This window comes from Geobacter sp. (genome assembly GCF_027327745.1).
Lineage (GTDB): Bacteria > Desulfobacterota > Desulfuromonadia > Geobacterales > Geobacteraceae > Geobacter.
The window spans coordinates 23,866-45,724 of sequence record NZ_DAHVYG010000025.1 but is presented as its reverse complement, the minus strand read 5'-3'; the positions used below and the strand labels follow the sequence as shown (position 1 = coordinate 45,724).

The window sequence follows — 21,859 nt, the reverse complement described above, 5'->3', positions numbered from 1 at the left end:
TCAACTCAAAATGGCTGCGTGACTCTTATCTTGTGTCCAGGGTACCGGGCGCGCTACAACAACACGCCCAGGAGCGATCTCCGTTACCGTGGCGGTTTCACTTATTGCATCTCCGGTCTTAACGACCCGGAGCTTTCCGTCAGCAGCCTTAATAACCGCCTTTGAGTCCTGGGGGGATATTTTTATAAACTGAACTTTGTCTAAGGAGTCAGCAAGAACAGATCTGGTCATGAACAGCGTAAGGGCTATAACGATGATGAGAATTGTGCTTTCTTTCATTTGTTTTCCCATTTGGTTAATTACGGCAACCCAACCCCTTCAACTTCCGGCGAATTGGTGAACAAATTCTTTTTAGGATCAAATTCGAGATTGCGTGTGTAGTCGGGGTTAAGATAATAGTGCATCTCAAACCCTCCATTTCCTCCTATTGGACCAAACCTGATATCACCCAATATCTTTCCGAACATTGCGCGCTTTAACTTTCCGCTTTCACTTTCAGAACGCACCCTGAATATATAGTTATTGTCATCTTCTTTAGCTGCTCTGGACCCATAAATTCCTGACGATACCCGCTTCATCATTTTGGGTTGGTATCCTTCTTCTGGAGCAATACGTGGCAACTGAAACCGACTGCCTACGCTGAAATCACCACCACGGTTATCCTTAATCAGTCGAATTCCGTCATACTTATTCGGAAAGGTTATCGTAAGTGTTGCATCAAAATTATCGCTATCCTTGTAAATCCTCTCGACGCGGAAAATAAAATCGCGATGGACTCCTGCTCCATAAGGTGGCACCCAATCCGCCTTCATAAGGTCAAAACCAAGATCTTTATTGATTGCAGGAAATTGGAATGAACGATTCCGAACATACATCGGCACTGGTTTGACAACTGGCCGAAGCACTACCTTGATTTGTTTGTTCCATGGTTTCCAAACACCTGAACTTTTTATAAAAAAATCATGGTGAAATACACTATTGTAGTATCCTTCCTTTTTTACAACTCCTCCTGTGACACCATCTCTTGATGATCCTAAGGAACTAAACGAACCATCTTTATTAGTACTTCCTTTAGTTGCATCTTTTGTCAGACAACCGCCATAAAAACATAATTCAATCTTCGCACCCTCAATAGGCCTTTCTTCCTCATCAACTACCTTCACTGATATTTTTGCAACGTGTACAAACCGCGCAATCAACATCCAAGCGACGAACGCAACAACCAAGAGGCCCATAACATAGCGTGTTTTCATTGTAGCTCCCCACCATTCATCACCTTGACCCAATCGTCGTACATCAGGCGAACATAAGGGTACGATACGTTGAAAATATCACTATGCAGCCAGATATATCTATCTGTCGACCTTACCCATGCAGCGTTCAGTTTCTTGAGATATCTATCTCTAATATCAAAATTTCTCTTAACCTCCATTTTTTCAAATGCACCTATCCCTCGATGCCCAACCGCGAAGGTAAGCGCCGGAATCTCATTGGCTAGCAACTCCTCAATCTTGGCATCCGTCAGCGTTACGGGTGTATCGACGTAAAGGGATAAATTATCAGGATTTTTCTTAAAGAATGGCATGGGCATTAGAGCAATATACGGAATATTGTTGGCGTCCTGTATCCTGCCTTCATTTATAAAATTGAAATAATTATCAAAATTGAAACCCCATCCACCAAAAAAACTCTCTTTTACCAACATATCAACTCTCCCTTTAAACAACTCCTGAAGCGACCAGGAATGTATACCTAACGCCTTAGGATCACTTGTGTTTTGCAAGAAATTCTCAACAATATCCTCAAATCCCGGCACGTTGTTGAGATTTTTGGGATAGTTCTCCACTGTTTGCGCCGCACCTGGGGCCGTGGCGTCATACATATAGGGCCTGAATGCCTCGTCCGTCGGAGTGAAAAAGACAAAGGCCTTCCTATCATCACGTACTTTACTGAAACGATTGCGCCATGTTAGCTTTCGACGGCCATCAGAAGGATCGGCCTTAAACAGCTTGTACCATTCGGAAGCCCAAAGAAATGGTTTATACCTCTCTCCATTTTCATTTCCGCCGGGATAGGCCCACAGAGGATGGTACATGAGAGGTCTTGTATTTGTTCCCCAACTTGTTTTTCCGGTACTGTTTGCATCCAGGTCACTATAAGCCTCTTCAGGAGTATACGCTTCTTCCGCCACCGCCGGGTTAGCCATCAGATAGCGGTAGTACGGCATTCCCTGTTGTATTGCAGTCGAAACCACCATATTCCCAAGACTATGGGCCGAGAAAATTGCATTGCCAAGTCCTTTACCTACAACAAAATTCTTCAATAACTTGCCGGCGTTAAAAGCATGTCTGACATTGACATGATAGTTACCTGAACGCTTGCTGATGATCGGCCTGATAAGTACGGCTATTGTGTCATCTTGCGAATCATAACCAAACCAGGTAATCCCCCAGAAACGTGCCCTGGAGCCTGACCAATAGAGTCGCTTGAACACTTCAGCCTGTTCTCCACGGGCGTCCTGACCATTAACATTGTACCCATGCACATGAACAAAGTCTTTATTATCGCTATCCGCATCGAACCCGGAGAAATGGAGCGAATTACTGAAATCACTTGCGGTCAGTCGGTCCGGCATTCCTTCATTCGGCACAGAATGTCCAGCTACTGGCAAAACGCCACTTGGCGGTATAATTCCCGGGAACTGCTGTTCAATCTGATACATTTGCCTCATCAAATTCTTATGCCTGAACATCTGCTCCACCCCATCCATAGAGAGATTCAAGCTCGTCTCAAACACCTTGTTCAGATCCTTATCATAGACTTCAAGCGTTAAAGGATTCTGGGTAGGTTTGTAACCCTCAACAAGGATTATCCCTTTACCGAGTTTTGCAGCATTAAGCACTTCCGGTCTTAGGGCGATATACGAAGCGGTCAGGATGTTTGCTGAAACGCTGCTGATTGAGATTGTTGGAGCTGTGGCCAATGTCCTGGCCGGTTCGATGGTTCCATTGCTTCCGGTCAGGTAATCTCCCGAATTCGTAGGTCCCAAGTCGGTTACAACGTAGTTCAACGCACTGTCTGTGTTGCGTAGGCGATAGAGATACGACGCAGGATCGTAAGTGTTGATTAAGCGAAGAATGTCGAGATGAACCGGGAAAAAGTCGATCAGGTCTCTTGTCCCATCGACAACGAGGTGATCGGGATCGACTTTTGAGCCTGTGCCCGGTATTCCTGTGCCCTCAGTATCCCCATTTCCGTCGTCATCGTTCACCCAGAAGTAATACGTATCACTATTCATTGCACGGTCGATGTCTTCCTGGTCGATCTTGCGATTGTGGTTGTAATCCGGAATAAGAGCCCCCTTGGCAATGGTTACCGGTATCAGATCACCCGCAATCTGGACGCCGGTACCGTAGTTGAGGACAACCTGTGCGTGGTACGTGGCATTCTCGTCGAACAGGTACCCTTTGGCTATGGTCCCAAAACCGCTTCCTTTGGTTTCTGTCGGGATATAGGCTATCTGAACATTATTCTTGTAGAGCAGTATTCCAGCATTCAAAGCCTGGTATTCCGCCGGGGCGATGGTGTAGGAAACTTTCAGGTTGTTGCGGGAGTAACCATCGGGAGTGAGCATGACCTGAAGCGGCTGCTTGACAGATATGTCGACGCCATAAACCTGCATGGAGGTAAAGGCATTGGGCGCTAGTGTCTGATTAAGCACCCCGCTGCATCCGCTGCACGTATTGCTCGTTCGCTGGATATCAAACTCCGCATGTCCGTCAATCCTGATGGTGTTTACCCCCGGCTTCAGAACATAATCATGCTGAAAAATCCCCCCTCCCAGGTAAGTTGATGGTTTCCCGTCGAAGAGAGCGGATGACGCGGTGAAATTCGTACTGACCGAATAGGTGCGGTCACCGACAATCTTCGGACAAGTCAGGTCGCACACCTTCTCGTCTATGGTCTTTTTCCCTTCTTTGAGAGTATAGAGTCTCGCCTGCAGGGGGATTGTAGAGCCGCTTCTGGCGGCGTTAATGTTGTTGCCAAATGCATCGACCCGGTAAACATACGTTGTCGTCAACTGATATGAAGGCTCAGTAACACCGTCGCAGTTGCCAAAAGGCTGTGTTGTCAGGGTAAAGGTTGTCTCCAGCGTTTTTGTGCCGGCTGCAGTTTGCATCTTAGCTTGCGCCTTGATCGGGTAGGACGTTTCAGGCGATCCCCCCAGGATGACCTCAACCGCGGCGCCATCTTTGCTGGACATCACGTCAATTGCCTGCGCGGCAGTTTTGCATGCACTAAGATCAGCCGTGGTAGGTGAGTTACTGAGACATGGGTCGCCGCCTTTCACCAGCGCAGCCGGTGTGGCATCCCGATTTGCATACGCGCATTGCGAGTTGTCGATAGGTGTCCCCAACGTGAAGCTGACCGGCTGGTTGGCGATCGGATTGCCGTAACTGTCTTCGACATACAGTGAAACAAATCCGGCAAAAGAATGAATCTGCCCGACTTCTTGGTCACCATGGGTTTTCCGAAGGTTAGCAATCGGCCCAGGCACGCCGTAAGCCATGAAGGGGGTGGTAATTGCTATTCCCGAGTCTAGCACCGCATCCACGACGTTACCGCCACACTGATCAGAGAAAGTATTCCCTTCGGTGTATCGGTAAACGGGATTGTCGGCGGTTTTCTGGCCCAGGGTGAGCGCTGCGGAAGCTATTCCGTTTCTATCGGTCTTGGTCGTTATAGTTGCCTCCCCTTTGCCGCCCAGAGTTCCCCCACCTGCCCGGACGGAAAAGGTAACCGACGCACCGAGCACCGGTCGAAGGTACTTATCAAGGACCTTAACTTGAAGGGGTGTCTTGAGCTGTTGCCCAACATCCCCCGACTGCTTGTCAGTTACAGGAATCTTGACAATTGATGCGGCGTCCAAGGGGTTCGTATTCGGTTGAGCGCTGTAGGGTTTACGGAGAGCGGCGGACATGGCCTTGTCTGCCTGACTATCCCATTGAGCTGGTGACCATACCGTCATCCCCCCCGCAACCATCCCGGAAAGCATCCAGCCCGACTCGCCGGTCACCGGATTCTCCTTGACGTAGCCGATGCCGGTCCAGTCCAGATAAGTCATCTCGGCTGGAGGTATAGTGACGACCAGGTTTTGGTTGACGGCATTGGTAATGTCCGCCTTGATGTCGTCATCGAAGGGAAGAGAGAGAAGTGTGGTGGCGATGTTAGTTGTATTGATGGTGACAAGCTGGGTGGCACTGCCGTTGGCCTGGGCCAGGAGCTTGGCAGTGGAGATGGAGTCCACCTTGAAATCGTCCTCGAAGATCCGGTTCTCAAGGACGGAGCCCTGAAGGGCGGAAAGGTGCATAAAGGTTTTTTCTCTCACGGGCTGCCCGGTCCGGCTGACGGCCTCGACCCCCCGCAGGGCTGCATCGATGAAGACCCCCTTCCACTCGAAGCCGTGGGGAATACCGAGAAGCCAGGTGACATCGATTAATCCGCCAACAGTGACGACAGCCGGCAGCGGCCGGCTGACCACCAGTTTCAGCAGCGCTGCCAGTTCATCCTCTGCCTGATTCCAGCGCCTGATGTAGCTGTTGGCCTCCTTGAACAGGATGGTTTCCGCGTCGTCGTTTTCCATTAGGCTGGTGTCCTGGGTGGCCTGCTGGGAGACGACGCCGATGACCGCAAGGTTGCCGACGATATACGAGTTGCCGATCCGTTCCGTGCCGTTGGGAGTGATAACATCGATGGCAAGGGCATACTCCGCACCCATGGGGAGGCCATCCCGGGCCACGATTAGCCGTTCGCCGTTGAGCTTAAGCACCGGCCGCAGCCGCACGAGGTAGCTCGGGGTATTGTCGAGACCTCCATAGCTGTCGATGATCTGCTGGTCTTCGACGGTTTCCGGTTCATAGGAGAGGGCCAAGCGTTGGTTGGAGATCCGCAGGGCATCAAGCGCTATGGTGAAGAGCTCCTCGCCGGTTGAGGTAGTGGCGGTAAACTTCACCTGGTGTCTCAGTTCAAGGGGAAGTGCCGTGTATTCGCCGGTTACGGTGACCACCTTAAACTGGAGGCCGGAGGGAAGGATCTTGAGGACATCGGGAACAACAGTCTTAGTGCTGAGCAGGTCCTGGTAGGTTTTGCCGGGATAAGTGCTACCAAGAAATTCTTCAGCCTTGGACTTTATGAATTCAAGGGGTGTCGCGGTCTGGACAGACCGGAGATAGTCGTCGCGTAACGTCTCGACGAAAAAACCGGCTATATCCAAGGCATTGTTCCAGGATACCCCGGCGGGTTTGATGCTGGTGTCGAGTGCCAGCCAGGTTTTGCCGAAATCGTCGATGACCGCGCCTCGATAATTGGAGTACGGAATCTCGCTCTCCACCCAGATGTGCTCTATCTGGAAGTTTGTGATCTGGCCACCGGCAGTGACAGGTTTGAACGGGATGCCTGTCCGCTGGAAAAAGGCGGCTATTTTTTGGGGGTCGTCGATGCCGGTAAGGTTCTTGACCTTGTCAATCCCCGGAAAGAATTCGATGGTGCCCCGCACGTAGCGGGTCGGAAAGCCCGAGGAACGCAAGAGCGCCGCCAAAAGTGCCGCCTGGTCGGCATCGTTGCCGCTCTTCTGCCGCAGGGTTTCTTCGGCTCCTTTCATTTCCCCCCAATACCACTCGGTCGCCACGTTATTTTTGACCCATTCGTAGATGAAGACCGGGTTCCAGTTGAGCGACTGGGCAAGCTCAGTGATTTCTTTAGAGAGAGGGGCTTCGGGAGTGCTTTTCGTGTCATCGGGCGTGACGGTTCGGTTCCCGCCCCTGTATGCAGGAACTATAGCCGACGCCGAACCTGGCTCTCTTGCTGGGTAGCCTAGATTTTTGTAGGGGAGGACACCGAAGGTTGGGCGCTTCTTCTGTTGCACCATCCGGCCGAGAAGCTCCTTCAAGCTTTCGAGTTCAGAGCTTGAGAGGATTCCATCCTGGAGTGCAGCGTCGATGAGAGACAGCAACTCCTTGATTCCGGTGGTGTATTCGTCTGCCATCGCACGGTGCCGCTCCGCGGCCTTGTCCGATACGGATGCGACACGATCCTGTCGAACATCGAACCTATCCTTGAGAATGAGATGAGACGCCCTGATCCGTTCGGCAAGGGCATTTAACCTGGCGGCTTCCTCAGCCGGCGACTCTCCTTTCTGCAGCCTCAGGGCAGCTCGCTCCACGACCGCGCGACTTTCCCTGAGTTCGGCAGAGAGCTCCTTTTCCACATCGGTAGCCCCCGCCAGCGTCGGGAGCAATGCAATGGCCATCAAATTCAGAGCAAGCTGCAAATACCGTTTCACGTTTCCCCCAATTGATCCCAATGCGAATGAATTCCATTCTGAAGGATGACTGCTACTCCTCCGTTCCGGCGTTGCCCAGATGGCCGACCCATCCCGCAGGCTACGAAAAACACCGCATGCGGCACTTCAAGCAGACGTTTATGAGAGCCTGCGACGCGACCCAGAGCAGAATCGATATCGGGCACTGATACGGAGCAGGGGGTGCAACGGTAGAACGAACGATCTTCGTCGTTAAGAAAGGGGTGGGGTTTCGGTTGTTGCCGAGTAGAAAAGCGGTGGGAAGGTATGATGGCCGCTGACGACCGACACTCAGCATCGGCGCGCATGTTAGGTGGTGTCTAATATATTGTCAACAGGAAATTACAATCTGTTAGTTACAATTTTTCAATAAAATGATGAAATCCTTCAAGATGGTCTGAATTTGGAAGGTTCAACAGCAGGTTCCCCCTACCGGTAGCTCTTCCGCCTGAACAGCCCGGTCTTGAGCGACACGATCCGGTCCAGGAAGAGGATCCCGTCCAGATGATCCATCTCGTGCTGGATGGCGATCGCCTCGAAGCCGGAGGCCTCCACCTCCCGCGGCGTCCCCTCTCCGTCCAGGAAGCGGACCGTGACGGCGGTGGCCCGCTCCACGTCGCCGGTGTAGTCGGGGACGCTCATGCACCCTTCGCGGCCGATGGTCGCCCCTTCCCGGTGGACGATCTCGGGGTTGATCATGACGAGGAGACCGTGGTTGTTCTCCCTCCCCAGGCGGCTTGCGGAGACGTCGACCACGCAGAGCCGGAGGGTAGCGCCGATCTGGGGGGCGGCCACGCCGACCGAGCCCGGCCCTTCCCGCATGGTGTCGACCAGATCTTCCGTGAGGCGTCTGATCTCCTCGTCGATGGCGGGGACCGGGTTGCAGAACTTCTTGAGAACGGGGTGGGGGTAGAGGAGAATCTTCTGTGCGGGCATGGCGTCAGAGGGAGACCGGGGTGATGGACCGGACCGAGATCTCCACGTTCAGCTCCTTCTTGATTTCATCGAGCAGCGCCGCCACATCCTCCACGGCGATCCCGTCGGGAAGGGCCGCCTCCAGCATCATGACGTAGACCGGCTCTTCCTTCGTGCCGATCAGCTTGGTGTTCAGATCGGTGATGTTGATCGAGCGCCGCGCGAACTCCTGCGCCACCCGGTAGACGATCCCCGGCTTGTCGGAGCCGTAGACCGACACCATGCAGAGTTCCCCCTCGGGGGCCCGGTACTCGGCCTCGCCGCGGGTCAGGGGGCGGACCGACACCGACAGCCCCATCTCGTCGCTAAGCCCCCGGAATTCGTCGAGGAGGCGCCCCTTGGTGAACGGCTTTGCGTGGGAGACGATGAGGATCATGGAGAACTCGCCGCCGAGCATGGTGGAGCTGGAATCCTCGATGTTGCAGCCTAGGCGGTACAGGACGCCGGTGGCACCGGCGACGATACCGGGACGGTCCTTGCCGACGACGGTGACGGCAAAGTGGGCCAGGGAATCTTTTCTGGTCATGGTTCCTCCCACGAGGGATCAGGGTCGGGTGACGCGACGGCTGGGGCCGCCCACGACGGCGCGGCCTTCATCTATAACAGAAGCGGGGCGTAATGACAAGAAAGGGAGGGGTTACGGCAGCTCGGGAGCGGGGAGGCCGAGGCGCTCCCGCACGGTCTCCACGAGGCAGTCGAAGACCTGCTCCCGTGTGTTGATGAAACGCGGCATCTCCATCAGCATGACCTCCTCGGCCAGGTGGAGAACCCGGCCGTCGGTGGTCCCCAGGGCATCCATGACCGCCTCCAGCATCGGGATCACCTCGTAGAGGTCGTCCCGGTTGAAGGGCTCCGGATCGGGCTTGCCGCTGAACTTCGGCCGGTGCCGGTTCTTTACGTCCTTCGGGTACTTGTAGTAGAGATCCGACGCCTTGATTGCGATTCCCATGCAGCTCCCCCTCCCCTTTCACGTCACGCAGACGAAATCGATCCCTTCCCCGAATCCGGCCTCCCGGGCCCACGACCGCACCGCCTCCCTGGCGCCGCGGGTGCCTACGGTGAGGAGCATCTTCCCCTCCCCCGGCTGCACCCCACTGGGGAGGAGCACCGGCGCCCCGTGAAGCGTGCGCCCGGCCTTGCGGGGGTCCACGTCGAGCCACCGGGTGACCCGCACGCCGGCCCTCTCCAGCGACCTGCGCCAGGCCCTTCCCTCCCGCCCGGCCCCGGCCAGGGTCACCTCCGTCACGCCGGCAAGAAAACCGCCCCTCAGGTGGTGGACCTTGCAGTCGCGAAACGCCGCGGCGGTGTATTCCTTCATGGTCCGGGTCGCCCGCCCGGGGCGCTCCCGCCAGAAGAAGAGCACCTCCGGCAGCCGGGCGAAGCGGACGCCGGCGTCGGCGAGCCGCAGCCAGAGATCGTAATCCTCGGCCCACCCCCGATCGCGGTACCCCCCGGCCTGCAGAAGGAGATCTCGCCGGACCATGACGCTCGGGTGGACGAAGGGGGACTCCACGAAGCGGTCGCGCATGATCTCCTCGTGGGTGAGGAGCCGGTTCTGCCACGCCTCGTAGGCCGCCATGCCGATCCCGACACCCGGGGTCCCCTCACGGCGCCTCCTGACCCAGCGCCGCAAGGAGCTCATCCGGCAGCCGCTTCGGCCGCATCCCCGCTCCGACGCAGACCAGCGTCACCCGCCCCGCCACGAGGCACTTGCCGTCGGGAAGCCGTACCACCTGCTGGCCGACGGTGAACGAGGTCTTCCCGACCTCCAGCACCTCGGTCTCCACCCGCACCAGGTCGTCGAGGACCGCCGGCGCCCGGTAGTCGATCTCCAGCCGCACCACGGGGAAGATCCAGCCGCGGTCCGAGAGCTCCTTCACCGAGAGCCCCCGCTCGCGGAGAAATTCGCACCTCCCCCGCTCGAAAAATCCGAGATAACGGGCATGGTAGACCACCCCCCCGGCGTCGGTATCCTCGTAATAAACGCGAAAATCCACGCTCCCCTCCTTCCTCGTACACATGACAAAAGAGGCCCGGGGGCCTCTTTGCACGGCGGCGCGAACAGCCGTTATTTCAGTTTCAGGATCACGCTGTGGAGCTTGCCGGTCTCCCGCTCCCGCAGCTGCATCCGGAGTTCCCGGGCGGTGTCCGCCTCGGCGGGGAAGAAGAGGAAGCCGCTGGCGATGCTGTCGGGGGGGATCGTCTTTCCTTCGAGCCCCTTGTTCCGGATATCGTCGACGATGCTCCGCTCCCGCTCTTCGGAGGTTCCCTCCTTGACGCCGCCGATTACCGCGCCACCCGCGGCACCGATGGCGGCCCCCTTGCCGAGGGCTTCGCCGACGCTCCTGCCGGAGACGATCCCGAGGGCCGCCCCGAGGATGGCCCCTCCAGCGGCTCCCAGGAGCGCCCCCTTGCCGGCCCCCTTCCCGAAGAAGGCGGCAAGCTGGGTCGATTTCTCGATCCGGTCCACCGCCGTGTTGTTGGGAATCACCGGAAAGTAGCGGTTCTGGTCGTTCACGAGAAAGGTCTGAGAGGAGACGATCTCAAGCCCCTTCCCCCTGTTGCCCATCACCACCTGGACCGGGAGCACCCCGGCCCCCTTGATGTCGAAGCCGAAGGCCTCCTCGGCGGCAACCTTGTCGGCGAACGCCTCTCCGCCGATGGTGACGCCGTTCACCAGCTGGTGGTTGGCGTACTCCTCGGCCGGCCGGAAGCCGACGTACTGGCTCTTGTACGCGGTGCAGGCGGAAAGGAGAAAGAGGGGGAGAATGAATTGGGCGATCCGTTTCTGGTACATGACGGCCTCCGACTGTCACAGTCTGTGTCGCGCTGAGTTCATGATATCACCCCGCCCGGTCCTCGCAACCGCCCCGGGGAAGGTCTGCACACATTTTAAGCAATTTCGCCAATCCGTCACGGCCCCCTGGAGCGGTTTTTTGTCGCCAGACCATACCAAGACCTGTCTTTGGGGCAAAAACGTCTTCACGGGGCTTTGGGGGACATTGTGTGCGTTTTGCCCCCTTCGGGGCTCCGCACGAGGACCACCAGGGAACGCCCGGCGCCGGAGAGGGGGAGCTCGAACTCCTGGATCTCTTCCACCGTTACCCCCAGATCAGCCAGGGCCGGCCGCGCCGCTTCCCCCTCCTTCCGCCCCTCTTTCCCCTTCATGGCGACTATCCTTCCACCCGGTGCCAGACACGGGAGGGCCATCCGGACGAAGGTCGGGATGTCGGTGAAGGCGCGGGAGACGATCCAGTCGAACCGCCCGGCGTACCTCCCCGCCAGCTCCTCACCCCGGGCCTGGACCGCCTCGAAGCCGCGGAGCCCGAGAAGCCGCCCCACGTGCCGCTGGAAGATGACCTTTTTCTCGACGGCGTCGACGGAGACCGCGTCAAGATGGGGCCGAACGATCTTCAGGGGGATAACCGGGAACCCTCCCCCCGACCCCAGGTCGAGGAGCCGCCCCCGCGCCCCGATCACCCGGCAGCAGGCGAGGGAGTCGACGAAGTGCTTGAGGACGATCTCCTCGTCCCCCTTGATGGCGGTGAGATTGATCTTGCGGTTCCACTTCGCCAGCTCCGCCGCAAAACGGTCGAAAAGCCCGAGCTGGTGCGGGTCCAGGTGGACCCCGAGCTGCTCGCCCCCCCGCTGGAGTAGATTCCGCGCGCCGGCGTTCATATTACCCCCGCGCCTTGATCGCCACCGAGAGGATCCCCACCGCCGCCGGCGTCACCCCCTGGATGCGCGATGCCTGCCCCAGGGTATCGGGGCGGAATTTCATGAGTTTTTCCCTCACCTCGGCCGAAAGCCCGGGGATGACTGCGTAGTCGACGTCGCCGGGAATACGGGTCCCTTCCAGCTTCCGGGCCTTTTCGACCTGGTCGAGCTGCCGCTCGATGTACCCCTGGTACTTGATCTGGATCTCCACCTGCTCCCTCACGGCCGGGGGGACCTCCCCGGCTGCCGGGTCGATCCGCATCAGCTCGTCGTAGGTGATGTCGGGGCGGCGGAGAAGCTGCTCAAAGGTCAGGGAATTCTGCAGCCCGGCCATGCCGAAGTCGGCAAGAAAGCCGGGATCCGCCTCGGACGGAAGAAGCCTCGCCCCCTGAAGCCGCTCCAGCTCGGCACCGATTCGTTCCCGTTTTTCCCGGAAGCGCCGGTACTCCTCCTCCGGCACGAGCCCCACCCCGTGTCCCCGCTCCCGGAGCCGCAGGTCGGCGTTGTCCTCCCGGAGCAGGAGCCGGTACTCGGCCCGCGAGGTGAACATCCGGTACGGCTCCCTGGTCCCGAGGGTGACGAGATCGTCGATCATCACCCCGATATACGCCTCGCTCCTCCCGAGGACGAGGGGCTCCCGATCCCGGACCCGGAGCGCGGCGTTGATCCCCGCCATCAGTCCCTGGGCCGCCGCCTCCTCGTACCCCGAGGTACCGTTGATCTGGCCGGCGTGGTAGAGCCCGCGGACAGGCTTGGTCTCCAGCGACGCGTGGAGCTGGACCGGATCACAGTAATCGTACTCGATGGCATAGGCGGGACGCATGATCTCCACGTTCTCCAGCCCCTCGATGCTGCGGTAGAAGGCCCACTGCACATCGATCGGGAGGGAGGTGGAGAGCCCCGACGGATAGTATTCCACCGTATCGCGCCCCTCGGGCTCCAGAAAGGTCTGGTGCCGGTCCTTTTCCGGAAACCGGACTACCTTGTCCTCGATGGAGGGACAGTAGCGAGGTCCGATCCCCTCGATGACCCCGGCGTAGAGGGGAGAGCGGTCGAGCCCCGAACGGATGATCTCGTGGGAGCGCTCGTTGGTATAGGCGATGTAGCACGGCACCTGGGGCGTGTCGATCCGCCCGGTGGCAAAGGAGAACGGCACCGGCGGATCGTCCCCGTACTGGGGCTCCAGACGGGAGAAGTCGATGGTCCGGCCGTCGAGCCGGGCCGGCGTGCCGGTCTTGAGACGCCCGACGGTGAAGCCGAGCTCCCGAAGCTGGTCCGAGAGCCCCACCGAAGGGAGGTCTCCCGCCCTTCCGCCGGGATAGTTGGTGAGCCCCACATGGATGAGCCCCCGCATGAAGGTCCCCGTGGTGAGGATGACGGTGGAACCGAGGAACCGGACCCCCACCCGGGTGTCGACCCCCCGCACCCTCCCCTCCTCCACCACCAGAGCGGTCACCTCGCCTTGCTTCAGGGAGAGGCGGTCCTGCTGCTCCATGACGCGCTTCATCCGGAGCCGGTAGAGCTGCTTGTCGGCCTGGGCCCGGGAGGCACGAACCGCCGGCCCCTTGCGGGTATTGAGGATCCGGAACTGGATCCCGGTGGCGTCGATGTTTTTCCCCATCTCCCCGCCAAGGGCATCGATCTCCTTCACCAGATGCCCCTTGGCAAGGCCGCCGATGGCCGGATTGCACGACATCAGGGCAATGGCGTCCAGGTTGATCGTGAGGAGCAGGGTCTCGCACCCCATCCGTGCCGCCGCCAGGGCCGCCTCGCACCCAGCATGGCCACCCCCCACCACGATGACGTCATACCGCTTGTCATATTCGATCGGATTCATCTGCCCGTCACCTCTGCCCCTGTTTCACAGGAAGCTGCAAGAAATACTGTATACCAGGTTTTTGCTTTGTATTTACTGCATGTTACCAGAAACGTTTCACGTGAAACATTCACTTCCCGACACAGAAACGCTGGAAAATCAGATCCAGGACATCGTCGGGGGTCGTCTCCCCCGTGACCTCTCCCACCGCCTGGAGGGCGTCCTTAAGGTCGACGGCAAGGATGTCCAGGGTCTCTCCACGGGAAAGATTGTCAAGAAATCCCCTGATGCGTTCACGGGCCGTGGCGAGGACATCACGGTGGCGCACCTGGGAAAGTGCCACGTATTCGCGGCTGTCGATGGCGTGGCCGTGGATGAAGGAATCATAGATACGATCGCGGAGCGCGGCAATCCCCTCCCCCGTCGCCGTGGAAACATCGACGACCGGCATCTCCGGAAAAGTGCGGGAGAGGTCGATCTTCCGGGGCAAATCCATCTTGTTGACCACCACGAGATAGCAACGTCCCTCAACCGCCTCGAAGATCTTCCGGTCATCGTCGTCCAAGGGCCGCGAGCCGTCAAGGAGAACGAGGACGAGGTCGGCCCGTGGAATCCGCTCCAGGGTCCGGCGCACCCCCTCCTGCTCGACGACATCCTCCGACTCCCTGACCCCCGCCGTATCGAGGATCCTGAGGGGAAGCCCCCTGACGTTGACCACCTCCTCGATGATGTCCCGCGTGGTCCCGGGGACCGAGGTGACAATGGCCCGTTTCTCCTGAAGAAGCGTATTAAGAAGGCTCGACTTGCCGACGTTAGGCTTGCCGGCAATGACCACCGCTACCCCCTCTCGGAGCACCCTCCCCTCGTCGAACCCGGCCAGGAGCCCCTCCACAGTCGCAAGGGCGGCCCGGCTCCGGCTCTCGATCTCTCCGCGGAAAGCCGGATCGACCTCGTCCTCGGGAAAGTCGATGTACGCCTCCACGAGGGCAAGGGCATGACGCAGGTCCCCCTGCACCGCCGCAATCCGTTCGGAAAGGCGCCCCTCGCGCTGGTGCTGCGCAAGGGAAAGGGCCGCGTCGGTCTTGGAGCGGATCACGTCGATCACCGCCTCGGCCTGCACGAGATCGATCCGTCCGTTCAGAAACGCGCGCCGGGTGAACTCCCCCGGTTCCGCAAGCCGCGCCCCGCAGCGAAGCACCGTCGCGAGGACCCGCCGCGTCACCAGATAGCCTCCATGGCACTGGATCTCAAGGACATCCTCCCGCGTGTAGGAGCGGGGAGCCCGCATCAGGACGGCCATCGCCTCATCCACGACATCTCCCGTCTCCGGATCCATCACGAAGCCATAATAAAAACGGTGACTCTCGAAGTCACCGTTGGTGTTGCGCCGGATGAGTCGCCGGGCGATGGGGAGGGAGTCGGGACCGCTCACCCTGATGATCCCGACCCCCCCCTCGCCGACGGGGGTGCTGATTGCCGCTATGGTATCTTCGACGTACATGAGACGGCCGCTATCCTCGCGCGCTGATGCTCTTGTTGATGTAATACTGCTGGGTGATGGTCAGCACGTTGTTCACAAGCCAGTACAGGACCAGGCCCGACGGGAAGTTGAGGAACATGAAGGTGAAGACCACGGGGAGCGCCATCATCATCTTCTGCTGGACCGGGTCCATCTGGGACGGCGTCATCTTCTGCTGGATGACCATGGATATTCCCATGATGATCGGGGTGACGTAGTAAGGGTCCTTGGCGGAAAGATCCTGGATCCAGAGGAAAAACGGCGCGTGACGGAGCTCGATCGAAAACATGAGTGACTTGTAGAGGGCGAAAAAGACCGGGATCTGCACCAGCATCGGGAGGCATCCCCCCAGCGGATTCACCTTGTGGGTCTGGTAGAGCTCCATGATCGCCCGGTTCATCGCCTCTCTATCATTCTTGTACTTCTCGCGCACCTCCTGCATCTTCGGCTGGAGCTTCTGCATCTCCTTCATCGACTTGTAGCTCGAGTGGGTCAGCGGATAGAACAGGACCTTGATGATCACCGTGATGATGATAATGGCAAGGCCGTAGTTCTTCACGTAGTGATGGAGGAATTTCAGGGCGTGGAGAAGGGGCTTGGCCAGGACGGCGAACCACCCGAGGTCAATGGCCCGCTCGAGGTTCTCCCCCTGGGCCTTGAGGATATCGAGGTCCTTGGGGCCGAAATAGAGGCGATAGGAGACGGCACGGGATTCTCCCGGGTTGAGGGCGATCTCGGGGGACGAGATGAGTTCCTCGTACTTTCCCGGCTGGATTGCCTTGACCGATGCCGTGGCAATGCTCCCCCCCCTGGCAAGGAGCGCCGAGAGGAAATACTTGTCGGCGTAGCCGCTCCAGAGGGGGGCGGAATAAGATTTGGCCTGGGCCAGAAGGTCCTTCGGTTTTTCCACTATCAGCTTGTCCTGGGCAAAAACTACCGGACCGTGGGTCTCGAAACGGCTATCCTTTACATTCGGAGCAAGCTGGTAGGTAAGGACGGTCTGGAGGGGTCCGCCAACCCGAACCGCGCCGCCGTTGGCCACGTTGTATTCCAGACCGATCCCGTAGTCTCTCCCCTGGAAACTGTAAGTCTTGCGGAGAGTCACACCGCCGGGCGCCGTCCATGAGAAAACGAGCTGCTTTGCTTCCCCCGCCCCCACCGACAACGAATCGGCGCTCGGCGTAAAGGTTGTCCCCCGGTCAAGCCCTACCCACGGGGCCGCAGTCAGTACCGTCCCCTGGGGGTCGTCGACAAGCGAAACGTTCTTGCTGTGGGGATCTGCCGCCTCGTGGTACTTCTTGAGGATCAGACGGACGAGGTTTCCACCCTGGGTTGAAAAGACGGCCGTGTATGCCGGCGAATCTACCGTAATCTCCTTGCGCACCGCCGGAGCCGTTGCGGAAACCGCAGCGGTCGGCGTTGCCGCTGTCATCGCCGGCGACGGTTTTGACTGCTCCTGGACAGCGGTCGCCGGCGCGACGGGTCCTTCGACCCTCTTGGCAGGAAAGAGTGCAGCGTAGCCGTAGAAAACGAGTATCGACAGGACAACCGCGATTAATGCCCTTTTTTCCATGTCAGCTCCTGAGGTGATTACTTGACGGGGTCATACCCCCCCGCGTGAAACGGGTGGCATTTCATCAACCTGATAATGGCATACCAGCCCCCGCGCAGGAGACCATGCCGCTCGAACGATTCTTTGAAATACTGGGAACAGGAAGGGTAAAAGCGACAGGCGGGCCCCGAAAGGGGTGACAGATACTTCTGATAGAAAACGATTAAAGCAATGACCAGTTTCAGCATCGGATGCCTGCCAGGCGCTCCGCCGCCCTGTCCAGTTCCTGAGAGACAAGCCGGTAATCGAGCTTTTCAGCCCCTCTTCTGGCAATGACATTGACGTCCAGCGACACGAAGCACCCCTTGTGATGCCGATAGTACTCCCGAACGAGGCGCTTGATCCGGTTGCGGACCACCGCAGTCCCCACCTTGCGGCTCACCGTGATGCCGATTCGTCCCTTGCCGTGTGCGGAAGGAGCCGCCAGTATCAGAAAGCTGGGGGTATGAAGTTTGTGAGCCGCTGCGGAGAGCCGGAGAAAGTCCGCTCTCCGCAGCAGGCGGTACTCCTTGGGGAAGCTGAACAGGGGAAATGCCTACTTGCCGGCGATCCCCACCGACAGGCGCTTTCTCCCCTTGGCACGGCGGCGCTTGATGACGAGACGGCCGTTCTTGGTCGACATCCGGACCAGGAAGCCATGGGTTCTCTTGCGCGAGATATTGCTCGGCTGGTACGTTCTTTTCATATGGTCGTTCTCCTCGATGGTAGGATGTAAAATATAATACTTTAGCGAAGAGGATATTTGTAGCTGTCTAACCCCTCTGCTGTCAAGTATAAATTTACCTCCGTATGAAAAATTGACCTTGCAAATGCACCCGCACCTCTGCTAGTCTGCACCATCAATTTATCGGTATCCACAAGCGTGAATTTACGCGTCAATCTCCACCCCAACATCCCAATTTACCAAGACAATCGCAGTTATGCACAGATGTTGACAAACCTGTGCATAACCGCAAGATTCCCGAGAAGGTCCGTTCATGGAAGAAGTATGGCTTCTGGCACAATCCAATATGGAAAAGGTCCTTACCCAGCAGACCTTTTCCACCTGGATCAAGCCGATCCGGTTCCTCGGGACGAAGAAAAACTCCATCCTTCTGGAAGTCCCTAACAAGTTTTTCAAAGAGTGGATCACGGAAAAAGGTTATCTCTCCATGATCCAGGAGTCGATCCACTCCCTGACCGATTCCCAGTTTCACGTGGAGTTGAAGCTTGCTCCCCGGGAACCTTCCGAGGCAAAGGGAAGTCCCGGTGCTCCGGCTGAAGCGGCCGACGCTGCGCCTTCCCCCGAACCGAAGACAGAGAGCGACTTCAGCTCGAATCTCAATCCCAAGTACACCTTCGACACCTTCGTTTGCGGCGGAAGCAACCAGTTCGCCCATGCGGCGGCCCAGGCGGTGGCCAACTCCCCCGCGGGCAAGTACAATCCGCTCTTCATCTACGGCGGCGTGGGACTCGGCAAGACCCACCTCCTCACCGCCATCGGCAACCACGCCCTGACGAAGAACAGGAAGGCCCGCATCTGCTTCTACACCTCCGAAAAATTCATGAACAAGATGATCAACTCGATCCGGTACAAGAAGATGGACCAGTTCCGGAACAAATTCCGGAAAATGGATATCCTTCTGATCGACGACATCCAGTTCATCGCCGGCAAGGAGGCGACCCAGGAGGAGTTTTTCCACACCTTCAACTCCCTCTACGAGTCCCACAAGCAGATCGTCCTCACCTCCGACAAATTCCCGAAGGAGATCCCGGGGCTGGAGGAGCGGCTTCGCTCGCGCTTCGAATGGGGGCTTATCGCCGACATCCAGCCCCCCGACACCGAGACCAAGATCGCGATCCTGCGGAAGAAGGCGGAGAACGACCGGATTGCCCTCCCCGACGACGTGGCCCTCTTCCTCGCCTCCAGCGCCACCTCCAACGTCCGGGAGCTGGAGGGAATGCTGATCCGGCTCGGAGCCGTTTCGAGCCTGACCGGCAAGAACATCACCCTCAATATGGCCCGCGAGGTCCTCAAGGATATCATCGTCGACAAGACGAAGGAAATCACGGTGGAGATGATCCAGAAGTACGTGGCGGAGCACTTCGGCATCAAGGTGTCGGAGCTGAAATCGGACAAGAGACTCAAGGTCCTCGTGGTTCCCCGCCAGATCGCCATCTACCTCTGCCGCGACCTCACCAAGGCGTCCTATCCCGAGATCGGTGAGCGATTCGGCGGCAAGGACCACTCCACCATCATACACTCGGTGAAAAAGGTGGAGAAGCTCCTTACCCAGGATTTCGAGATTAAGAGCACCGTCGAGAACCTGCGCAAGGGGTTGTTGAGCTGACCTGCAAAATCCTGTGGACAACGGGAAGGGGTGTGGATGAATTGCGCAGCGGCAGGGGTGAAAGGTGGAAAAATCCACGCCCGTCAACACCACTGTCGTCCCTGAAACCGGTTCTGTGTCGCACGGTTACACGGTTATCCACACTTCCACAGGAAACTGTTATATACTACTGTTTTTTAAATAACATAATTGAAATACATGATGCCCTGTTGAAAAGGAGGAGAAATGGAATTCAGAATTGACAAGGATACGTTTGCGCGGGCCCTCCAGAAGATCCAGGGAATCGTCGAAAAGCGCAACACTATGCCGATCCTCTCCAACGTCCTGATCGAGGCGCACGACGGCCGGATCGAGCTGACCGCCACCGACCTCGAGGTGGGGATGAAGAGCTCCTACGAGACCAGCATCGTCCGGGAAGGGAAGATCACCGTCTCGGCAAAGAAGCTCTACGAAATCATCAAGGAACTTCCCGACGAAGCGGTCTCCTTTTCCACCAAGGAGAATGACTGGGTCGAGATCCGCTGCGGCAAGGCGTACTTCAGCATCGTCGGCCTTTCCCCCGAAGAGTTCCCCTATTTCCCGAAGGTGAACGAGGAGAGCTTCATCCAGATCGAGAGCCGCCTCCTGGCCGACATGATCGAAAAGACCGCCTACGCCATCTGCTTCGACGAAACAAAGTACAACCTGAACGGCACCTTCGTGAAAGCGGTGGAAGAGGAGGGAAAGGCCCTCCTGCGGATGGTGGCCACCGACGGCCACCGTCTCTCCATAACCGAGAAGGAGTTCGCCGGTGCCGTGGGGCCGGAGATGGCAAAGGGGGTCATCTTCCCCAAAAAGGGTATCTTCGAACTGAAGAAGATCTGCGAGGAGGAGGCAACCGAGCTCTCCCTCGGTTTCATGGACAACAGCGCCGTCATCAAGAAGGGGAACACGGTGGTCGTGATGCGCCTCGTGGACGGGGAGTTTCCCGACTACACCCGCGTCGTGCCGGTGGCCAACGACAAGATCGTCACCGTCGCCCGGGAGCCGTTCTTCCATTCGCTTCGCCGGATGTCGATCCTTTCCAGCGAGAAGTTCAAGGGTATCAAGATGGATATCGAGGCGGACCGGATGGTGATCTCCTCCAGCAATCCGGAGCTTGGCGAGGCGACGGAGGACCTCGATGCGGTATACGGCGGCGAGCCGCTTTCGATCCGGTTCAACGCCAGGTATCTCATCGACGTGCTCTCGGTCCTGGACGAAAGCGAAGTGGCGCTGGTGCTGCGGGACGAGCTCTCCCCAGCCATCGTGAAGCCCGCCGGCGTCGAAGGATTCACCGCGGTCATCATGCCGATGAGGCTCTAAGCTATCTCTACGGCCCCCGTTTCGCCACGGAAGGCAAAGGCCGCTCGCCGCGAGGGGCCTTTTGCCGTTTTTTCAGCCGCTCAGCCATGCTCGTGACCAAGATCAGGATACGCTCGTTTCGCAACATCGCCGAAGAAGAAATCTGCTTCAACGAGCGGTTCAACATCCTGCATGGCGCCAACGGCCAAGGGAAGACATCGGTCCTGGAGGCGATCTACCTCCTCGGCACCATGAAATCGTTTCGCCTGACCAGGACCCCCGACCTGATCACCTGGGAGAGCCCCTACTCCGTGGTGGAGGGGTGGGTCCAGCGGGACGGCGTCAGGCGGGAGATAGCCATCTGCCTGGGACGGGAGGGGCGCAGGGCCCGCATAGACGGAAAACCGGTAGTGCGCCTCGCCGATTTCTTCGGAGCCGTGAACACCGTCGTCTTCTCCCCGGAGGAAATCGGCATGGTCCGCGGGGGACCGGAGCTGCGGCGCCGCTATCTCGACCGGGCCATCTTCAGCGGCGATCTCGGGTATCTCATCCTCTACCACGAGTACCAGCGGCTCCTCAAGCAGCGCAACGCCCTGCTGAGAAGAGGCGAACCGGCGGGGCTCGAGGTATGGACGGAGCAGCTGGCGGAGGCGGGGGGGCGGCTCATGGCGAAGCGCCGGGAGTATCTTTCCCGCCTCGAACCGCTGGTGCGCCACTTTTACCGGCAGATCGCCGGCGATGCCGAAGAGGCGGGGCTCGCCTACCGTCCCCACCTCATCTCCCCCGCGGAGGCCGGCGGCGACGGAAAAGAGGCACTGCTGCGACTTTATGCAACCCATGGCGGCGAGGAGCTCCGCCGGGGGAGTAGCGTGGTCGGCCCCCACCGGGACGACGTGGAATTCACCCTGAACGGTCGGGTGATCCGCCACCACGGTTCCCAGGGGCAGCAGCGCAGCTTCGTGCTCGCCCTCAAGATGGCCGAGATCGACTACCTGGAGCGGCTCCACGGAGCGCCGCCGGTGCTGCTGCTGGACGACATCTCGTCGGAGCTGGACCGGCAGCGCAACGCGAACCTGATGGCCTTCCTCCGGGAGAGACGGATGCAGGTCTTCATCACCACCACCGACGTTTCATCCCTCCGCCTGGAGGGAATCGACACCCGCGCGTCGTTTCACGTTTCACGTGGAACCGTGACGCTTTGCTAGAG

19 protein-coding genes are annotated in these 21,859 nt (G+C 58.4%); 3 read left to right on the top strand and 16 right to left on the bottom strand.

From position 1 onward, the window contains the following. The 16 genes from M6689_RS04755 to rpmH all read right to left on the bottom strand — a co-directional run bounded on the left by M6689_RS04755 (position 1) and on the right by rpmH (position 17,684). Positions 1-279 carry a hypothetical protein gene (locus M6689_RS04755; protein WP_298268448.1) on the bottom strand — a complete coding sequence of 93 codons (279 nt, stop codon included), beginning with the start codon at positions 277-279 and terminating at the stop codon, positions 1-3. A 20-nt stretch (positions 280-299) separates the two neighbouring features. Beyond that, positions 300-1,253: a hypothetical protein gene (locus M6689_RS04750; protein WP_298268446.1), complete on the bottom strand. Its 954-nt coding sequence runs from the start codon at positions 1,251-1,253 to the stop codon at positions 300-302. Continuing rightward, on the bottom strand, positions 1,250-7,342 hold the full coding sequence (locus M6689_RS04745) for a transglutaminase domain-containing protein (protein WP_298268442.1): 6,093 nt from the start codon (positions 7,340-7,342) through the stop codon (positions 1,250-1,252). Before M6689_RS04745 ends, M6689_RS04750 begins: the two co-directional genes overlap by 4 nt. Positions 7,343-7,789: 447 nt before the next feature. Continuing rightward, the gene (def, locus tag M6689_RS04740; protein WP_298268439.1) at positions 7,790-8,296 is read right to left on the bottom strand and encodes a peptide deformylase; all 507 of its coding nucleotides are present in this window, start codon (positions 8,294-8,296) and stop codon (positions 7,790-7,792) included. A 4-nt stretch (positions 8,297-8,300) separates the two neighbouring features. Then, on the bottom strand, positions 8,301-8,861 hold the full coding sequence (locus tag M6689_RS04735) for an ACT domain-containing protein (protein ID WP_298268436.1): 561 nt from the start codon (positions 8,859-8,861) through the stop codon (positions 8,301-8,303). A gap of 111 nt (positions 8,862-8,972) precedes the next feature. After that, positions 8,973-9,284 (bottom strand): hypothetical protein, encoded by a 312-nt coding sequence (locus tag M6689_RS04730; RefSeq protein WP_298268434.1) that lies wholly within the window; start codon positions 9,282-9,284, stop codon positions 8,973-8,975. Positions 9,285-9,302: 18 nt separating this feature from the next. Beyond that, entirely contained in the window at positions 9,303-9,968 is a 666-nt protein-coding gene (locus M6689_RS04725; RefSeq protein WP_298268432.1) for a hypothetical protein, read from the bottom strand. Beyond that, complete coding sequence (locus M6689_RS04720; protein ID WP_298268430.1) at positions 9,940-10,332, bottom strand: YbgC/FadM family acyl-CoA thioesterase; 393 nt, start codon at positions 10,330-10,332, stop codon at positions 9,940-9,942. Before M6689_RS04720 ends, M6689_RS04725 begins: the two co-directional genes overlap by 29 nt. A gap of 71 nt (positions 10,333-10,403) precedes the next feature. Beyond that, on the bottom strand, positions 10,404-11,132 hold the full coding sequence (locus tag M6689_RS04715) for a glycine zipper family protein (protein ID WP_298268427.1): 729 nt from the start codon (positions 11,130-11,132) through the stop codon (positions 10,404-10,406). A 185-nt stretch (positions 11,133-11,317) separates the two neighbouring features. Further along, a complete protein-coding gene (gene rsmG / locus M6689_RS04710) occupies positions 11,318-12,013 on the bottom strand; it encodes a 16S rRNA (guanine(527)-N(7))-methyltransferase RsmG (RefSeq protein ID WP_298268424.1) in 696 nt (231 codons plus the stop codon). A gap of 1 nt (position 12,014) precedes the next feature. After that, positions 12,015-13,889, bottom strand: coding sequence for a tRNA uridine-5-carboxymethylaminomethyl(34) synthesis enzyme MnmG (mnmG, locus tag M6689_RS04705; RefSeq protein ID WP_298268421.1), 1,875 nt, complete (start codon positions 13,887-13,889; stop codon positions 12,015-12,017). A 109-nt stretch (positions 13,890-13,998) separates the two neighbouring features. Continuing rightward, a complete protein-coding gene (gene mnmE, locus M6689_RS04700) occupies positions 13,999-15,369 on the bottom strand; it encodes a tRNA uridine-5-carboxymethylaminomethyl(34) synthesis GTPase MnmE (RefSeq protein ID WP_298268416.1) in 1,371 nt (456 codons plus the stop codon). Positions 15,370-15,379: 10 nt separating this feature from the next. Continuing rightward, positions 15,380-16,960 (bottom strand): membrane protein insertase YidC, encoded by a 1,581-nt coding sequence (gene yidC, locus M6689_RS04695; protein WP_298268413.1) that lies wholly within the window; start codon positions 16,958-16,960, stop codon positions 15,380-15,382. A 17-nt stretch (positions 16,961-16,977) separates the two neighbouring features. Next, complete coding sequence (yidD, locus tag M6689_RS04690) at positions 16,978-17,187, bottom strand: membrane protein insertion efficiency factor YidD (protein ID WP_298268411.1); 210 nt, start codon at positions 17,185-17,187, stop codon at positions 16,978-16,980. Beyond that, positions 17,181-17,525 carry a ribonuclease P protein component gene (gene rnpA / locus M6689_RS04685; RefSeq protein ID WP_298268450.1) on the bottom strand — a complete coding sequence of 115 codons (345 nt, stop codon included), beginning with the start codon at positions 17,523-17,525 and terminating at the stop codon, positions 17,181-17,183. Before rnpA ends, yidD begins: the two co-directional genes overlap by 7 nt. 9 nt (positions 17,526-17,534) lie before the next feature. Then, positions 17,535-17,684: a 50S ribosomal protein L34 gene (gene rpmH, locus M6689_RS04680; protein WP_039745041.1), complete on the bottom strand. Its 150-nt coding sequence runs from the start codon at positions 17,682-17,684 to the stop codon at positions 17,535-17,537. Positions 17,685-17,976: 292 nt separating this feature from the next. Between rpmH and dnaA the strand changes: the two genes are divergently transcribed. The 3 genes from dnaA (at position 17,977) to recF (ending at position 21,857) form a co-directional block, all read left to right on the top strand. Beyond that, entirely contained in the window at positions 17,977-19,329 is a 1,353-nt protein-coding gene (gene dnaA / locus M6689_RS04675) for a chromosomal replication initiator protein DnaA (protein WP_298268403.1), read from the top strand. Positions 19,330-19,554: 225 nt separating this feature from the next. Next, positions 19,555-20,673 carry a DNA polymerase III subunit beta gene (dnaN, locus tag M6689_RS04670; protein ID WP_298268399.1) on the top strand — a complete coding sequence of 373 codons (1,119 nt, stop codon included), beginning with the start codon at positions 19,555-19,557 and terminating at the stop codon, positions 20,671-20,673. An 86-nt stretch (positions 20,674-20,759) separates the two neighbouring features. Further along, positions 20,760-21,857 carry a DNA replication/repair protein RecF gene (gene recF / locus M6689_RS04665; protein ID WP_298268397.1) on the top strand — a complete coding sequence of 366 codons (1,098 nt, stop codon included), beginning with the start codon at positions 20,760-20,762 and terminating at the stop codon, positions 21,855-21,857. Positions 21,858-21,859 lie beyond the last annotated feature (2 nt).

What these genes read in the sequence shown, in the direction of transcription:
- rpmH (WP_039745041.1), bottom strand. Translation starts at nt 17,684, where the DNA reads ATGAAAAGAACGTACCAGCCGAGCAATATCTCGCGCAAGAGAACCCAT.
- M6689_RS04730 (WP_298268434.1), bottom strand. Translation starts at nt 9,284, where the DNA reads ATGGGAATCGCAATCAAGGCGTCGGATCTCTACTACAAGTACCCGAAG.
- M6689_RS04715 (WP_298268427.1), bottom strand. Translation starts at nt 11,132, where the DNA reads ATGTACCAGAAACGGATCGCCCAATTCATTCTCCCCCTCTTTCTCCTT.
- mnmG (WP_298268421.1), bottom strand. Translation starts at nt 13,889, where the DNA reads ATGAATCCGATCGAATATGACAAGCGGTATGACGTCATCGTGGTGGGG.
- yidD (WP_298268411.1), bottom strand. Translation starts at nt 17,187, where the DNA reads ATGCTGAAACTGGTCATTGCTTTAATCGTTTTCTATCAGAAGTATCTG.
- yidC (WP_298268413.1), bottom strand. Translation starts at nt 16,960, where the DNA reads ATGGAAAAAAGGGCATTAATCGCGGTTGTCCTGTCGATACTCGTTTTC.
- mnmE (WP_298268416.1), bottom strand. Translation starts at nt 15,369, where the DNA reads ATGTACGTCGAAGATACCATAGCGGCAATCAGCACCCCCGTCGGCGAG.
- dnaN (WP_298268399.1), top strand. Translation starts at nt 19,555, where the DNA reads ATGGAATTCAGAATTGACAAGGATACGTTTGCGCGGGCCCTCCAGAAG.
- dnaA (WP_298268403.1), top strand. Translation starts at nt 17,977, where the DNA reads ATGGAAGAAGTATGGCTTCTGGCACAATCCAATATGGAAAAGGTCCTT.
- def (WP_298268439.1), bottom strand. Translation starts at nt 8,296, where the DNA reads ATGCCCGCACAGAAGATTCTCCTCTACCCCCACCCCGTTCTCAAGAAG.
- M6689_RS04750 (WP_298268446.1), bottom strand. Translation starts at nt 1,253, where the DNA reads ATGAAAACACGCTATGTTATGGGCCTCTTGGTTGTTGCGTTCGTCGCT.
- recF (WP_298268397.1), top strand. Translation starts at nt 20,760, where the DNA reads ATGCTCGTGACCAAGATCAGGATACGCTCGTTTCGCAACATCGCCGAA.
- rsmG (WP_298268424.1), bottom strand. Translation starts at nt 12,013, where the DNA reads ATGAACGCCGGCGCGCGGAATCTACTCCAGCGGGGGGGCGAGCAGCTC.
- M6689_RS04735 (WP_298268436.1), bottom strand. Translation starts at nt 8,861, where the DNA reads ATGACCAGAAAAGATTCCCTGGCCCACTTTGCCGTCACCGTCGTCGGC.
- M6689_RS04755 (WP_298268448.1), bottom strand. Translation starts at nt 279, where the DNA reads ATGAAAGAAAGCACAATTCTCATCATCGTTATAGCCCTTACGCTGTTC.